Origin of the sequence: Brachybacterium endophyticum (genome assembly GCF_003130585.1) — a bacterium.
Classification (GTDB): Bacteria; Actinomycetota; Actinomycetes; order Actinomycetales; family Dermabacteraceae; genus Brachybacterium; species Brachybacterium endophyticum.
Genome location: NZ_QFKX01000001.1, coordinates 41940 through 57526 on the forward strand (window position 1 = coordinate 41940; position 15587 = coordinate 57526).

The 15587-nt window shown below is 67.2% G+C and carries 15 protein-coding genes; 12 read left to right on the plus strand and 3 right to left on the minus strand.

The features are described 5' to 3' along the window. Nucleotides 1–34 precede the first annotated feature (34 nt). Nucleotides 35–937, minus strand: a complete 903-nt coding sequence (locus DEO23_RS00205) for a carbohydrate ABC transporter permease (RefSeq protein WP_109274011.1) — start codon at nucleotides 935–937, stop codon at nucleotides 35–37. After that, nucleotides 934–1974, minus strand: coding sequence for a carbohydrate ABC transporter permease (locus tag DEO23_RS00210; RefSeq protein WP_240613136.1), 1041 nt, complete (start codon nucleotides 1972–1974; stop codon nucleotides 934–936). The genes DEO23_RS00205 and DEO23_RS00210 overlap by 4 nt, the downstream gene beginning before the upstream one ends. 485 nt (nucleotides 1975–2459) lie before the next feature. Here DEO23_RS00210 and DEO23_RS00215 point away from each other — a divergent pair, with 485 nt between their 5' ends. After that, the gene (locus tag DEO23_RS00215; RefSeq protein WP_109274013.1) at nucleotides 2460–3272 is read left to right on the plus strand and encodes an ABC transporter ATP-binding protein; all 813 of its coding nucleotides are present in this window, start codon (nucleotides 2460–2462) and stop codon (nucleotides 3270–3272) included. A gap of 717 nt (nucleotides 3273–3989) precedes the next feature. After that, entirely contained in the window at nucleotides 3990–4592 is a 603-nt protein-coding gene (locus DEO23_RS15920; protein WP_133249812.1) for a hypothetical protein, read from the plus strand. A 43-nt stretch (nucleotides 4593–4635) separates the two neighbouring features. Here DEO23_RS15920 and DEO23_RS00225 read toward each other — a convergent pair whose 3' ends face one another. Then, a complete protein-coding gene (locus DEO23_RS00225) occupies nucleotides 4636–5103 on the minus strand; it encodes a helix-turn-helix domain-containing protein (RefSeq protein ID WP_109274015.1) in 468 nt (155 codons plus the stop codon). Between the two features lie 516 nt (nucleotides 5104–5619). On the opposite strand from DEO23_RS00225, the gene DEO23_RS00230 reads away from it, so the two are divergent. The 10 genes from DEO23_RS00230 (at nucleotide 5620) to DEO23_RS00275 (ending at nucleotide 15063) form a co-directional block, all read left to right on the plus strand. Beyond that, nucleotides 5620–6321: a cysteine hydrolase family protein gene (locus DEO23_RS00230; protein ID WP_109274016.1), complete on the plus strand. Its 702-nt coding sequence runs from the start codon at nucleotides 5620–5622 to the stop codon at nucleotides 6319–6321. A gap of 60 nt (nucleotides 6322–6381) precedes the next feature. Beyond that, nucleotides 6382–6906: a type 1 glutamine amidotransferase domain-containing protein gene (locus DEO23_RS00235; protein ID WP_109274017.1), complete on the plus strand. Its 525-nt coding sequence runs from the start codon at nucleotides 6382–6384 to the stop codon at nucleotides 6904–6906. A gap of 39 nt (nucleotides 6907–6945) precedes the next feature. After that, complete coding sequence (locus DEO23_RS00240) at nucleotides 6946–7551, plus strand: gluconate 2-dehydrogenase subunit 3 family protein (RefSeq protein ID WP_109274018.1); 606 nt, start codon at nucleotides 6946–6948, stop codon at nucleotides 7549–7551. Then, entirely contained in the window at nucleotides 7551–9212 is a 1662-nt protein-coding gene (locus DEO23_RS00245; protein ID WP_109274019.1) for a GMC family oxidoreductase, read from the plus strand. The genes DEO23_RS00240 and DEO23_RS00245 overlap by 1 nt, the downstream gene beginning before the upstream one ends. A gap of 106 nt (nucleotides 9213–9318) precedes the next feature. Beyond that, the gene (locus DEO23_RS00250) at nucleotides 9319–10986 is read left to right on the plus strand and encodes a GMC family oxidoreductase (protein ID WP_109274020.1); all 1668 of its coding nucleotides are present in this window, start codon (nucleotides 9319–9321) and stop codon (nucleotides 10984–10986) included. A 43-nt stretch (nucleotides 10987–11029) separates the two neighbouring features. Beyond that, nucleotides 11030–11731: a gluconate 2-dehydrogenase subunit 3 family protein gene (locus DEO23_RS00255; RefSeq protein WP_109274021.1), complete on the plus strand. Its 702-nt coding sequence runs from the start codon at nucleotides 11030–11032 to the stop codon at nucleotides 11729–11731. After that, nucleotides 11731–12903, plus strand: coding sequence for a mandelate racemase/muconate lactonizing enzyme family protein (locus tag DEO23_RS00260; protein WP_109274022.1), 1173 nt, complete (start codon nucleotides 11731–11733; stop codon nucleotides 12901–12903). Before DEO23_RS00255 ends, DEO23_RS00260 begins: the two co-directional genes overlap by 1 nt. 8 nt (nucleotides 12904–12911) lie before the next feature. Next, nucleotides 12912–13790, plus strand: coding sequence for an SMP-30/gluconolactonase/LRE family protein (locus tag DEO23_RS00265; protein WP_109274023.1), 879 nt, complete (start codon nucleotides 12912–12914; stop codon nucleotides 13788–13790). Next, nucleotides 13732–14268, plus strand: coding sequence for a beta/alpha barrel domain-containing protein (locus tag DEO23_RS16470; protein ID WP_109274024.1), 537 nt, complete (start codon nucleotides 13732–13734; stop codon nucleotides 14266–14268). The genes DEO23_RS00265 and DEO23_RS16470 overlap by 59 nt, the downstream gene beginning before the upstream one ends. 90 nt (nucleotides 14269–14358) lie before the next feature. Next, complete coding sequence (locus DEO23_RS00275) at nucleotides 14359–15063, plus strand: FadR/GntR family transcriptional regulator (protein ID WP_109274025.1); 705 nt, start codon at nucleotides 14359–14361, stop codon at nucleotides 15061–15063. Nucleotides 15064–15587 lie beyond the last annotated feature (524 nt).

The following is a 15587-nucleotide window of genomic DNA, read 5'->3' on the forward strand; positions in this document are numbered from 1 at the left end:
AGACGCGTCGGGAGAGGACAGGGAAGAGGGCTGACTACTTGAGGGCTCCGGCGGCCATGCCGCCGATGATGCGGCGCTGGGCCAGGAAGAACAGCAGGAGCATCGGGCCGGCGGCGATCACGGTGCCGGCCAGCAGCGCGCCCCAGTTCGTGTAGCCCTCCTGGCTGCGCAGGAACAGCAGTCCGATGGGCAGGGTGCGCATCGAGGCGGTCGAGGTGACGATGAGCGGCCAGACGTACTCGTTCCACTTCCCGACCAGCACGATCAGCGTCGCGGTGAGGATCATCGGCCAGCTCATGGGGACGACGATCAGGACCATGCGACGCAGGTGCCCGGCACCGTCGACCTCGGCGGCCTGCAGGATCTCGGGATCGATCGTGCGCATCTGCTGGTAGAGCAGGAACATCGCGAAGGCCGAGCCGATGCCCGGCAGGATCATGCCCTGGTAGGTGTTCAGCCAGCCCAGGTTCCCCACGGTGATGTAGTTGACGATCAGCGTCACGTGGCCCGGCAGCATCATCGAGCCGATCAGGAAGAGGAACAGGACTCGCTTGATCCGCACGTGCACGAAGGCGAAGGCGTAGGCGCACAGGATCGCGTTGACCATCTCCAGAGCGGTGCCGACGGAGGTGGTGATCAGGGAGTTGATCAGGAAGCGGTCGAAGGGCGCCGCCTCCCAGGCCGAGCGGAAGTTGTCCAGGTGGAGCGACGTCGGGACCCACTTCAGGGGCCACGAGTAGATGTCCGCGTTGGACTTCACGGCCCCGCTGAACAGCCAGTAGATCGGCACCAGGAACACGAGCAGCGAGGCGATGACCAGGGCTGTCAGCACGATGGTCTGCCACAGGGGGCGGTGGAGGTCGGCCGATCGTCGCTGCTGGCTGCGACCGGCGCGCAGTCGGGAGAGCGGGCCGGGGGAGCGCACGGTGGTGGTCATGACGCGTAGGTCACCTTCTTCTCGCCGAAGCGGACCTGCACGAACGTCAGCACGAGCAGCAGGACGAGCAGCACCGTCGCGGCGGAGGACGCCTTGCCGATGTCGAACTTCTGGAAGGCCTCCTCGTAGATCATCCAGCTGAGCGTGGAGGAGGAGATCCCGGGGCCGCCATTGGTGAGGATCGAGATGAGGTCGAAGGCCTGCGCGGCCGCGATCACCCCGGTCACCGAGAGGAAGAAGGTGATGGGGCTCAGCAGCGGCAGCACCATGTGGCGCAGCATCGTCAGCCCGTGGGCGCCGTCGAGCGAGGCCGCCTCGAGCACGTCGCCGGGAAGGTCGAGGATCGCGGTGTAGTAGATGACGGTGACGAAGCCGAGCCGCTGCCAGAGGTAGGCGACCGTGACTGCGGCGAGCGACCAGTCCGAGGTCGTCGTCCACTGTGGTGAATCCGCCCCCACCAGGTTGAACAGGAAGCGGGAGAGCCCGAAGCTGGGGTCGAACATGAACAGCCAGAGCATGCCGACGGCCGCCCCCGGGAGCATGTGCGGGGCGAAGGCGAAGGTGCGCACCATCCCGGTGAACGGCACCTTCGTGGCCAGCAGGGATCCCAGCAGCACCCCGCCCACGAGCGAGCCGACCACGGTGACCGTGGTGAACACGAGCGTGTTCAGCATGATCGTCCAGAAGTCCGGATCGTCGAACAGGTCGACGTAGTTCTGCAGCCCTGCCCACTCTGGCATCGGTGCGACGAGGTCCCAGTCCATGAAGCTCAGGACGATCGTGTAGATCGCGGGCCAGTAGGAGAAGACCAGGATCGCCGCGAGGTTCGGCAGCATCAGCAGGGTGAAGAGGATTCCTTCGCGGATCGCACGCCGGCGGCGAACGGGGTTCGTGGGCCGCCGGCGCCGTCGCCGACGGGGCGTGGGCTCTGCGGGAGCGGCATCGGGGACGACGGGAGCATCGTCCGGGGAAGCGGAGATGGGAGGGGAGAGCACCGTGGTGCGCGCTGGCGCAGCGGTGGAGGGGGAGGAGGACAAGCGGGGCTCCTCGGGAGGAGGGATCGAGGCAGGTCTCTGGTGCTCGCCGCGGGGGCGAGGCGATCCTCACCGTAGGAAGGGTCGAGCGGCCCGGCAATCTTCACGAACGGCATGTGGCCGAAGGGTGGATCCGTCGCGTAACTGCAGGCCAAGGGGCTATGTGGTGCGGAGTGTGCGACATCGGGGCTGCGTGGGCGTCCGATTCGGGGGCGGACGTCGGCCGGGGTTCACGCAGAGTTCCGGAGACGTTGCGGTGAACGCCGCGGGCCGGGACCGCCGGGAGGTCGAGTCGGGGCCGGAGCGTCATCTGACCGCCATGTGTTCGTGGTGCTCGTGGTGCATGGCGGGTGTGCCCGACCGATCAGCGGACCCCGTGGCGAGGACCGCCGGGATAGGCAGAGGCTGGACCTCCGAGCAGGCCGGGATCAGAACGGCGATCGCCACCCTGATCCCGGCCCGAGGATGACCAGCCGAGAAGAAGGACCATGCCCGACACCCGCCCCACCTCCGACCAGACTGCCGTCCTCTCCTTCGAGGACGTCACCTTCCAGCGCTCCGGGAAGCTGATCCTTCCCGGTGTCACCTTCGCGATCGGTCGCGGCGAGCACTGGGTGATGCTCGGGGTCAACGGCGCCGGGAAGTCCACCATCCTGAACCTCGCCGGGGGCAACGCCCACCCCACGAGCGGCACCGTCGAGGTGCTCGGCGACAGGGTGGGCCGCGTGGAACTGCGCGCTTTGCGCGAGCGCATCGGGCACGTGGACCCGCGCCACACGATCCGTTCGCCGCTCACGATCGAAGAGGTCGTGCTCACCGGCTTCACCGGGACGGCCGAACGGATGATGCGCTGGGTGCCCGAGCCCGCGCAGATCGCCCGCGCCCGTGAGCTCATGGACATGCTGGGACTGGCCGCGAAGAGCGAATCCGTCTGGCCCACGCTCTCCCAGGGCGAGCGCGGCCGGGCGCTGATCGCGCGGGCACTGGTGACCGACCCCGAACTCCTGCTGCTCGACGAGCCGACGACGGGGCTGGACGTCGCCGCCCGCGAACAGCTCATCGAGACCCTCGAGGTGCTGCCGACGAACCACCCCGACCTCACGTCACTGCTGATCACCCATCACCTCGAGGAGATCCCGACGACCGTCACCCACGCGCTGCTGCTGCGCGGCGGCGCCCCGAGCGCGCAGGGTCCGATCGACGAGGTGCTCACCACCGAAGCGGTCTCGCACGCCTTCGATCATCCGATCGCCGTGCGGCACGAGGACGGTCGCTGGAGCGCACGGTCGATCCGGCGCTGACAACGAAGGGGTCGCAGCCTGCGGTGGTGGCTCTTCGGCACGCCTCCATCGCTATCGGTCCGCCCCTGGCGGTTAGTCTGAGTGCCCACCGCCCTCCATCGACTACAGGTGGCGTGTGGACCATGAGCAGCACCCGCCCGTGCAACGGAAGCACGACACCAGCGCGCCCCAGAGAAGCGCTGTCGGTCGAAGTTCTGGCCTATTGAGGGGACTCGGCAGTAGTCGACGTGTTGCGTGGTCGGCATTGAGTGGTTGTGTCGCACTGGGATGGTCGGACCACGGTGCGCTACAGATGTGTCGCAAAACTGCCGCCGTGGACCCTATTGGGAACCGTGGCATCTCTTCACGCAGAATGTCGCGCTGGGGTATACCTCATTGGGTCACAGGTCCCTCACCGGGGGTCGGATTGCCCATCAAATATCCGGTTGCCCCGTGGAGAGCCGAAGGCTCGCTACATAGCAGGCAGGACGGCCATCTCCACGGAGTCGGCTGTCCCGCCTGCTGCCGTCTGAGGGGACCTCCGCCTGGGCAATCTAGGAGCTACCGGTTCAACATGAGGTGGCTTGAGTCGGTCGGGGCTTCAGCGCACTACCGGCGACCGTTGCAACCCCGACGTGTCGGACCCGGGCGGCGAACGCGGAAGCCTTCACCGCTCGTAATATGAGGAGGCGACTGTTTGCGCTGAGTCGCTATAGGCCGCCCCACCAAGGAGCTCCCATGTCGCCGACACTGTTAACGGTCGTCCGATACGGCGCCACGGCAGTCGCGGGGGCAGTCCTCGGAGTCGGGCTTGCATACCTCTTGGATCCACCCCCCGCTCCGGCCACTTTTCGGGAGTCACTGCTGGACTTCGCCACCAGTCCAGGACTCGGCGGGCTAGCCGCAGTAGTCGCCGCGTTCATCGCTTACACCGCCGCCCGGAAGTCACGCGAGGCGACCGAACGAGCTGGAAAGCTTGCACAGTGGTGGGAAAACGCGAGGTGGGCGACGGACATGCTGCTCACCGCATCGACCACCGACCGAGCAGAGTCCACGTCCGAGGCGCGGGAGGAGAGGCGGTACGGCTTCTTCTCACGCCCTTCCCAGACCAAGAGCCAGACAGAAGATCGAGCAGAAGCTCGATCGGGGTGGCCGGAGCTGTCTGACCCCGACGCCGAAGCCGCAATCATCGTGCTCAAGCACTTGGGAGACACCGCCCCGAGCCCTGAGCTCAACGGCTTCATCTTGCAAGTCATGGGGCAGGTCCTCGGAGTCGCCGAAGACGCCGGAGATGAGCCTGCCGCGGCTTCACCTGGCATCGAACCTGAGGCTGAGCGATAATGGGGCAGAGGAAAGGCGGTGGGCAACCATGAGGACTAGCCGATCAATCCGTAGCTCCACCCCTTCGGGACGCTACGTCTCCAAGACGCAGACCTCGCATCGGACTGGGCGCGCATCCTCGGGAACTTCGAGCAGCCGCACCGTGACACGAGCAGCGGGCGAAGCACAGATCGGGGGCGCGGACGCCGCCGGTCAGATGCCTGACCTGGCTGAGGTGCGCTACCAGAAGAACCGCCGCGCAGCAGCGCAGGTCTACGTAGAGGCCGCTGAGCGCCTCAACCGCAAGGTCCCTACGCGCATCCGCCGTATCGCTGAAGGGGCCTGAGGGCTTCGATCTACCGGTCTCGATGCCCGTGCGGCCGCCTTCGAGGAACTGGCGCTTCCAGTTCCCCACGGACTGCTCGGACACCTTCGCCCGTCTCGCGGCCTCGGCGATGGTGACCTCGCCGGCCAGGACGGACAGCACGATCCGGACCTTCTCCTCGGCCGCAATGGTGGGTGGCTTCGCCATAACAATCAGACTCCTTCAGGTCAGACCCGCAAGCAACGGGTCCTGCCATTAAGTCTGACGCGCGACAGCGAGGCCACCATGGCCCTACTCGTCCCGAATGCCGCCGCAGAGCTGGCCGGACCTGAACTCATCACGGCATGATCTGACCTGCAGAGACCCTCGCGAGCGACTTACACCAACCGAGGGGACGCCACCGCTCAGGACCACTCGCGCGAGCCCGGACGGCCTCAGCCGCAGCCATTTCGACGGTCGCGCCCCGACCAAGATGGGTCGGGCGGGTGGCTGCGCCTTCACTTCATCGCCGTGGCCCGCGGCCGTAGGCCAGGAAGTTTGCCCGGTGGCCCGCCACTCGGACTGACTGGGTGGCTCAACTGTTGACATCGCGGGTGTTGAGCGGGTTACATTGAGGTCAGACCACCTGGTCACCTGAGACCACTTCGGTCCAGTGCGCGGGGCAGGCACGGCTCGGGTTGCCGTCCTCGTCTCGGCGATCCACGTCAATGCAAAGGAGCAGCGATGTCCTCGCTCGACTACACCTACACCCACATCGACACGCTCATCGACCGCTCAGCCTGGGTAGCGCCGGTGATCGACCCGAAGAAGACGATGCTTCTGGTCCTGGACATGCAGAAGGCTTGTGCGCAGCCCGGTGGCGCTATGTACATCCCCAGCACCGGCGGGGCCCCTGAGGGCAAGGACGTCGTACAGCCGGTCGTCAACGTCCTGGAAGCTTGCCGTTCTAAGGGCATTCCCGTGGTGTGGTCGTTGTGGGGGCTGCGCCCTGACGGCAAGGACGCCGGTTTCGCCGACGTGAAGTGGGGCCTGCAGGGCGCGCTGGCGCAGTTCCCGGGCGCCTGGGGTAACGGGGGCGATGAGCTAGTCGACGAGCTCAAGCCGCTCCCGGACGAGCCGGTGTTCCGCAAGCACCGTTTCAGCTCGTTCTACGGGACAGCGCTGACCGAATACATGCGCAGGGCCGGCTGCGACACCCTTGTGGTCGCGGGCCTGTCCACCGGCAACTGTCAGATCGCTACTGCTATCGACGGGGCCAACCAGGATTTCAAGATCGTCGTACTGGCCGACACCACAGCAGCCATTCCGTCCGGCAAGGACGACCCGATGGGCTACGGCCAGCACTGGGAGGCGCTGCGCCAGATCCAGGCCAACCACGGCGACGTGCGCACCAGCATCGAGTTCCTGAAGATGATCAACGCTTGAGCGGGACACGAGACTTCGTATTCCCCGACGAACGACGAACGACGAACGAGAGGACGTGACATGTCGATTTCCGGTAAGAAGGTCGCCCTGCTGATCGAGGACGAGTACCAGATTCTCGAGGGCTGGTATCCCCACCTGCGTCTCCAGGAGGCCGGTGCCGATGTGAAGGTGATCGGTAGCGGCACCAAGGGCAGCTACGAGAGCAAGGAGCACTACCCGATGGAGGCGGACGCTGCTGCCTCCGAGGTCTCGGCCGCCGACTTCGACGCGGTGGTCATCCCCGGCGGATTCGCGCCGGACAATATGCGCCTGCACCCCGAAATGATCGACCTGGTGAAGGACGCCTACGAGTCCGGCAAGCTGGTCGCCGCGATCTGTCACGGCGGTTGGATACTCGCCTCCGCGGGCGCCACCAAGGGCCGCAAGATCACCGGCTACCTGCCGATCAAGACCGACGTCGAGAACGCCGGAGGCACCTGGGTCGACGCGCCGGTGGTCGAGGACGGCAACGTCATCACCTCCCGCACGCCGGTCGATCTGCCCGACTTCGGCCGGGCGATCGTCAGCTATCTCGAGCGCGCCTGACCCGAGGGGGTCGACGACGTCCCGCAAAGGAGGGGGAACATGACAGATCTGAGCGTGACCGCGCGCGACGCCAAGCCGCCCCTGGGCGGCTGGCTGCCCGGGGTCCGGCTGACCGAGACGCAGGCCGCGGTGCTGAACGCCGCGGCGGACGAGCTCATCCCGGGTGGCGACGGCTTCCCGCCGCCCAGCGAGGTCGACGTGATCTCGTTCATCGGCCGGTACGTGACGCCGTCGGGGCTGGAACCCAGGTGGTTCCCATTCCTCGGCGAGGACGACTTCCGGGCCCGGCTCGACGGGCTCGGGCAGGAGTTCGCCGACGCCACCTCGGCGCAGCGCGTGACGGTCCTGGAAGGGCTGGAGCGCGACGAGCAGGAGTTCTTCACGCGTCTGCGAGACGTCGTCTACCACGCGTACTACTCCCGGCCCGAGGTCATCCGGGCCGTCAACCGCCTGCCCGCGGGCCGGGACTACCGCAACAGCCCCCAGCCCTACGGCTACTCCGACGTCATGGACGACTGGGACGACGAGCTGCTGAGCCGGGTGCGCGGCACCTACATCCGGACCGAGGAGGTGCGACGGGTCGCGATCCCCGCCGGCCTCCCGATGTGTTCGGCACGGCAGGCCCGGGAAGCAGGAGAGAACTGATGGCGGCGTACACGGAGACCGACGTCCTGGTGATCGGGGCCGGCGCCGGCGGTGGAGCGGTGAGCAAGCGGCTCAGCGACGCCGGCATCAAGGTCGTCTGCCTAGAGCAGGGCGACTGGGTCCACCCGATGGACCACCCGCACATGTACGACGGCTGGGAGCTCGAGCGCAAGCGAAGCTGGTCGTTCGAGCCCAACGTCCGGAAGTTCCCCGAGGACTACCCGGTCACCGGCAACACGACCCCTTACACCTTCACCGGGGTGGGCGGCTCGACGCTGCACTATGCGGCGGCCTGGCCCCGGTTCAAGCCGGTCGACTTCCGCAAGGGCACCGAGCACGGCGTCGAGGGCACCATCGACTGGCCGATCTCCTACGAGGAGCTCGAGCCGTTCTACGCGATCAACGACGCCGAGATCGGCGTGGCCCGCCGGACCGGCGACCCCGGCAACCCGGCACGCCCCGAGGGGTGGGGCCCGGCCAGCCGCGGCGGCAAGGTCGGGCACAAGATGGGCTCGGGCTTCGACAAGCTCGGCTGGCACTGGTGGCCCGCCGACAACGCGATCCTCACCCGCACCAAGGACAACCGGCTCGCGTGCAACGACTGCGGCTTCTGCCTCGCGGGCTGCCCCCGGCACTCGATCGCCTCGACCGACGTGTCGTACTGGCCGGCGGCCCTGCGCAACGGCGTCGACCTTCGCGTGAACGCCCGGGTCGAGCAGATCAACGCGAAGAACGGCCGGGCCACCGGCGCCACCTACATCGACCGGGTGACCGGGCAGCGACACGAGGTGCGGGCCGGGATCGTGGTGGTCGCCGCGAACGCCATCGGCACCCCCCGGCTGCTGCTGATGTCCGCGCAGCAGGGCCACCCGGACGGGCTCGCCAACTCCAACGGCCTGGTCGGCACGCACTTGATATACCACAGCTGGTCCTTCATGGACTTCTGGTTCGACGAGCCGCTCGAGGGCTTCAAAGGCCCGGAGCCCGCCGTGCTCTACAGCCAGGAGTTCTACGACAGCGACCCGTCCCGGGGATTCATCAACGGCTTCTCGCTCCAGGTCGGTACCTCTCTGGGCGCCGCGACCAGCGCGCTCGGGACGAACACCGGCAACCTCGCGCCCTGGGGCGCCGGGCACCGCAGCTTCTTCGACGAGCACTTCGGCCGGCACGCGCTGATCTACGTGCAGGGCGAGGACCTGCCGGTGCGCACCAACCGGGTCACCCTCGATCCCGACGTGCGGGACTCCAGCGGGTTGCCCGCGCCGCACGTCTACTACGAGCTGCACGAGAACGACCGCAGGCTCGTCGAGTGGGGCCAGCAGCGCGCCCGCGAGGCCGCGGACGCCGCCGGTGACGTCATCGACACCACCACGAGCGGCATCGGCGGGATCGACGCGCCACCGCCCGGTTGGCACATCATGGGTACCTGCCGGATGGGCAACACTCCCGAGGACTCGGTCACGAACAAGTGGAACCAGACCTGGGACGTGCCCAACCTGTTCATCACCGATGCCAGCTCGCTCACCACAGGTGCCGCGGTCAACCCCACCAGCACGCTGCAAGCCGTCGCGGTCCGCGCCGCGGAGTACATCAAGAGCCGCCACCGGGACATCGCGTCGCAGACGATCACCCCGAGCAACGCGGACGCGCCCGCGCTGTAGCGCGCCGCTGTCTGCCCCACCCGTTCCCGCGCCCGAGGGCGATCTCCCCCGGGCCGGGGCACACCATCATGCGCCGGCACCGCTGCCGGCGTGGAGAGGAAGGCACATGTCTAACGCCAAGAAACCCGAGCCGGTCGATGCGATCGTCGTCGGGCTCGGAGCCACCGGTGCGACGGCCGCGAAGGTGCTCAGCGAGGCCGGCCTCAAGGTCGTCGGCTTCGACCGCGGCCCGTGGTTGTCCGCGAAGGACCACTACTCCGGCGACGAGCTCAAGTTCGTCAACCGCAACTACCTGTGGCCGGACCCGAACCTGTTTCCCCGCACCCTGCGCCACGACGAGACCTCGGAGGCCGAGCGATTCCCGTTCTCGCCCACCCCGCAGCTCGTCGGCGGCGGCACGAACCACTGGGCGGGCTGGGTGCCGCGGCCGCGCGAGTCGGACTTCCTGCAGCGCAGCCTGCACGGGGACCTCGACGGTGCGAGCCTGGCGGACTGGCCGATTCGGTACGAGCACCTCGAGCCCTACCTGACCAAGGTGGAATGGGAATTCGGGATCTCCGGCATCGCCGGGGCGGACAAGTACGAGCCCTTCCGGAGCAAGGGCTACCCGAGTATGCCGCTACGCCCGACGAAGTTCGGCAAGCGCTTCTACGACGCCTGCAACAAGATGGGCGTCAATGGCTTCCCGATCCCGCACGCGATGGTCACCAACGACCACAAGGGCCGGGACCCGTTCAACACCACCAGCTTCTGGAATCAGTACGGCGACCCGAGTACCGCTCGCTCGAACACGCTGACCACGTTCATCCCGGAGGCCGTGGCCACCGGGAACTTCGAGCTCCGCTCGGAGTCCTTCGTCCGTGAGATCACCGTCGGCAAGGACGGCCGGGCCACCGGTGTCGTCTACGTGGACCAGGACGGCGTCGAGAGGGCGCAGGAGGCGAAGGTGGTCGTGCTCGGTCTCGGCGCGATCGAGTCCGCCCGGCTGATGCTGATGTCGACGTCCCCGCAGTTCCCCGACGGCCTAGGCAACTCCAGCGGCATGGTCGGCAAGAACGCGACCTTCCACGAGTACGTCTTCGCGGTGGGCCTGTTCGACCAGGAGATCGACGACCCGCTGTACGGTTGGGCCGGCAACTACATCTCGGGAGGCACCTTCGAGTTCTACGAGACCGACGAGAATCGCGGCCACATCGGCGGCTGCCTCATCTCCGCCTCGCAGACCTGTCATCCGATCAACTGGGTCTTTCCCGGCCGGCCGACGTGGGGTCAGTCGCTCAAGGACGCCGACCGCAGCTACTTCAACTTCGCGATGAAGATCGGGGCGATCCTGCACGACATGCCGGTCGAGTCGAATCGTGTCGACCTCGACCCAACGGTCAAGGACGCCTGGGGCCTGCCGGTCGCCAGGATCACGCACAAGCCCCACGCCAACGACGTGGCCATGAGCAAGTGGCAGGTCGACAAGAACGCGGAGATCCTGCAGGTCGCCGGCGCGAGCAAGACGGTGCCGGTCTACCTGGACCGGATGACCGGCAACACCTGCCACCAGCACGGCACAGCCCGGATGGGAACCGACCCGTCCACGACCGTGCTGAACGAGTGGTGCCAGTCCCATGACGTGGACAACCTCTTCGTCGTCGACGGGTCCTGCTTCCCGAGCTCCACCGGGGTCAACCCCACGCTGACGATGATGGCCAACGCCTGGCGCGTGTCTGAATACATCAGCGACGTCTGGTCCAAAGGCCGCGACGAGCACATCACGCTCGACTGAAATCCACCACTCCCGCAGCTCCACCCACGGAAAGGAGGGCGTCATGACGCTAAAGGCCGACTGGGAGGTCGTCGGTTCCCCGATCGATCCCGATTCCGACGAGCGACTGTTCTTCACCGACCACGAGTGGGACACGATCGAGGCGGCCACCGCCCGCATCATCCCCACGGACCACGACCCGGGTGCCCGCGAGGCGCGGGTAGTCGTGTTCCTCGACCGCTACCTCTCGGGTATCGACTACATCTTCGCCGCCGCCGACGGCAGCGGGTTCCTCAAGCTGACCGGCAAGTTCGCCGACGCGTGGCGGGCCCGGATGTCGGACATGCAACGGACCTACCGCGAGGGCATCCGGACACTCGACACGCTCGCCGAAGAACACTTCGACCGGCGGTTCGTCGCGCTCACGGAGTCCGAGCAGGACACCGTGCTGGAAGCTCTGTCCGGTTCTGCCAAGCCCGGGCCGGTCACGCTGGGCACGAGCGAGGCGGTCCAGACCTTCCTGCAGGGCGTGTTCGACCAGGGGCTGCCCTTCTTCGAGGCGCTGTGCCTGCACACCCGGCAGGGCTTCTACTGCGACCCCGTCTACGGCGGCAACCGCAACCGAGTCGGCTGGGACGTCATCGGCTTTCCCGGCCCCATGACTCTGAAGGACACGATGGACGGCACCTACAGCACGACGGAGTTCTTCCATGTCGGTGACTACGACTGGAACGAGCTCGTCCCGCATCTCGGAAAGGTCGGCTGATGCGAATCACCAGTGTCGAGGCGAGGCCACTCGGGACACCGCTGGACGAACCACTTCGGTGGGGCGCCATGGTGGTCACCTCGAAGGGCGGCATCGTCGTACGGGTCACCACCGACGAGGGTCTGGTCGGGATCGGCGAAGCGGGATTCTCCTCGGAGTACTTCCCGACCGTCGGCCCGATCATCAACCAGCAACTGGCACCGATGCTCGTCGGCCAGGACCCACGCGACATCGGGGCCCTCTGGCAGCAGATGCTCGACGCAACCCACATGTGGGGCCGCCGCGGTATCGAGACCTACGCGCTCAGCGGCATCGACATCGCGCTGTGGGACTTGCTGGGCAAGATCTCCGACCAGCCGGTGCACCGCTTGTTGGGATCCTCCAAGCATACGGTGCGCGCCTATTTCGCACCCTCGGTCAAGCCGGTGGACCAGATCGTCGACGAGGCCCGACGTGCGGTGGCCGACGGCTACACCGCGATGAAGCTGCGGGTCCTCGGGGACATCGGCGAGGCCGTCGAGCTGGTCGGCTCCGTGCGCGACGCCGTCGGCGCCGGCATCGATCTCGGTGTGGACGCCAACATGTCCTACGACCGGCGCGGGGCGCTGCAGCTCGCCCGAGAACTCGAGGGATTGCAGGTGGCATGGCTCGAGGAACCGATCCTCGCGCGCAGCCTGACCCAGTACGCCGACGACCACTCGTGGCTGGCGGACCGGGTGTCTCTGAAGCTGTCGGGCGGTGAATCACTGTTGACCCGCTTCGAGTTCATCGACCTGCTCACCCGGCGGACCTTCGACATCCTGCAGCCCGACGCCACGAGCGTCGGCGGGATCTCCGAGGCCAAGCGGGTGGCCGACATGGCCAGCACCTGGAACCTCAGCTGCATCCCACACATCGCCTGCTCCTCCGGCACCGGGATCGCGCTGGCCGCCGGTCTGCACATGATCCTGGCCTGCGAGAACACCCCGTTGATCGAGGTCGACGCCTACGGCGGGCCGGGCTGGGACGGGATGCTGATCGACCCGTTGGTGGTGAAGGACGGGTACCTGTCCGCGCAGGACGCGCCCGGGCTGGGCGTCGAGCTCGCCCCGGACGCCGACGAGCGGTTCGCCCTCTCGCCGGACACCGCCCGGCCGTCGGCCTCCGGAGCGCCGGCTGCCGGCGCGCGGTGAGCCCTGGCGTGCCCGCACTCGAGGTCCGGGACCCCCGGCTGCACGAGGTGGTGGCCGACGATCCGTTGCGCCGGGTGGTCACGGGGTTCCGGTTCCTCGAGGGGCCGGTGTGGCATCCGGTCGAGCGGTCGCTCGTGTTCAGCGACATCCCTGCCGCTCGGATGTGGCGGCTGTCCGCAGGCGGCGCGCTGTCGGTCCTGCGGGATCCCAGCCACATGGCGAACGGGAACGCCTACGACCGGCAGGGCCGGCTGCTCACCTGCGAGCACGCCACGAGCAGGGTGGTCCGACAGGAGGCCGACGGCTCGCTGGTCACCCTGGCCGACCGCTTCCAGGGCAGAGAGCTGAACAGCCCCAACGACGTGGTCGTGGCTGGTGACGGGACGATCTACTTCACCGATCCCGCCTACGGCCGCGCCGCGCCCTACGGCGTGCCGCGGTCGCGGGAGCTGCCCTTCTGCGGGGTCTACCGGCTCGGCGCCCATGGCCTCGAGCTGCTGACCGATGACGTCGAAGGGCCCAACGGGCTGTGCCTGTCACACGACGAGCGACATCTCTTCGTGGCCGACACCGAGCGGATGCACATCCGCCGGTTCGCGCTGACCGAGAGCGGCGTCGCCGGCAGCGCGGTCTGGGCGCGGCTGTCGGGCCCCGGCACCGGTGAACCCGACGGCCTGAAGATCGACAGCGCCGGGAACCTGTTCAGCTGCGGGCCTGGTGGCATCCACGTCTTCGACCCCGCGGGCAGTGCGCTCGGGGTCATTCGCGTCCCCGAGGTGACGGCCAACTTCACCTGGGGCGACGACGACATGCGCACCCTCTACATCTGTGCCAGCACCACGCTCCATCGATTCCGGACCCGGGTTCCCGGAATCCGGGCGTTCTGAAAAGAGGACCCCATGCCCCTCTCCCCGGCGATGGAACGCAGCGCCGAGCGGATACGCAGCGCCCGGATCGTTCCGGTCCTCCGAACCTCCGACGCCGAGACCGGTCACGCCGTCGCCCTACGGCTGGCACGACCTCATCGCCGCAGTGAAGGCCAAGGCACCGAACGCGCTGGTGGGCCTGGGCACCGTCCGCACGGAGGCCGACGCCGAGCGCGCGCTGGCACGAGGCGCCGACTTCCTGGTCAGCCCGCATCCGGTCGCTGCAGCCCGAGCAACCGCCCACGCACAGGACGTGCTGTTCGTCGAGGGCGGGACCACGCCGGCCGAGATCGGGGAAGCCACCGACCGTGGTGTCGCCAAGGTATTCCCCGCCCACCTCGGCGGACCGCCCTACCTGAAGTCCCTGCTCTCGATCTTGCCCGGGGCCCGGATCATCCCACGGCGTGAGGGGGCCAAAGCCCCTCCGGACGCCGTCTAGGGCCGCGCTGGCGGACCAGGAGCCCAGACCACTACTCTTCAGACCACTGACCACCAGCGCGATTGCAGAGAGAGGGGCCGAACGGTCGGCATGAGCCACGGCAAGATCGAACCCGTCCGCCGCCTGAAGGTCGCCGACTCCGTTGCCGAGCAACTCGAATTGATGATCGGCCGGGGAGATTTCGCGCCGGGCGACAAATTGCCGCCCGAGCGTGTACTCGCGGAGCAATTCGGAATCGGCCGCAGTTCGATGCGGGAGGCGATCCGGATCGTCGAGGCCAACGGGATGCTCCGAACTGACCACGGGATCGGCGTCTTCGTCGTCAGCAGAGCACGTCGGACGCCCGACCTGTCACAACTGTTGATACTTGGCGAGCACACAGTGCCGGAACTCTTCGAGGCACGCATCACCCTCGAACGCGATGCGGCGGGCTTCGCCGCTCAACGCGTCGTTCCGGACGACGCGACTGTGCTGCATGACATAATCACGGCGATGGCGGATCCCGACCTGAGCGACGAAGGCTTCGTTGCCCTCGACACTGACCTGCATAGAACGATCACAAAGATCACCAGAAACCCGATCCTGTTAACACTCCATTCGTCGATCGAACCCCTGTTCGTAGACTACTCTCTCCAGGTCATCGGACTGCCGGGACGTCGAGAGACAGCGGACATCGGCCACCGCGCGATCGTCGACGCGGTGACCGGAAAGCGAGCCCGCGAGGCACGCACAGCGGCCGTGAAACACATTCGCGATGTCGAGCGGGATATTATCGCGAATCTCACGGACGTGTAATCACCACGTCACTCGGCTACGTCGAATCTCCGGTCAACAGCTACGTAGCTTCGAGTGCATTATTGTCCGCGGTGAGGTTCTGTAAAAGTATCCGCCCGAAGGGATGTCGCCGTTGGATATTCGTGACTCCCGAATCATAAACAGCGAATCGTTGACGGCCAACTCCGGAAGCCTGGGAGACTGGTCCACTCGAACGCTGCGAGCGCGTCGCAGGTCGCGTTCTCGACGTTACACGAGACGGGGCCGGCCTCCTTCCCATCCCGGAAGCCGGGTATCGCGACGACGACGCCGCTCCAGGGCACAAATGGATGACCGCCACCGTTTACGGCGCGATCTCTCGCGGCGTTGGATCTCTCTGCTAACACTGCCCACGTGTGCGCTGACCCATCGCGACAATGACCCCGCCGCGGCCGGACCGGCAAATGTGTGAAGGCTCAGCCCACCTCAACACGACACATCTGTCGCGTTGAGGCACACCCTGCGGGACAGTTACGCGAACGCAGTCTTCCCTGTTCCACAGGGTC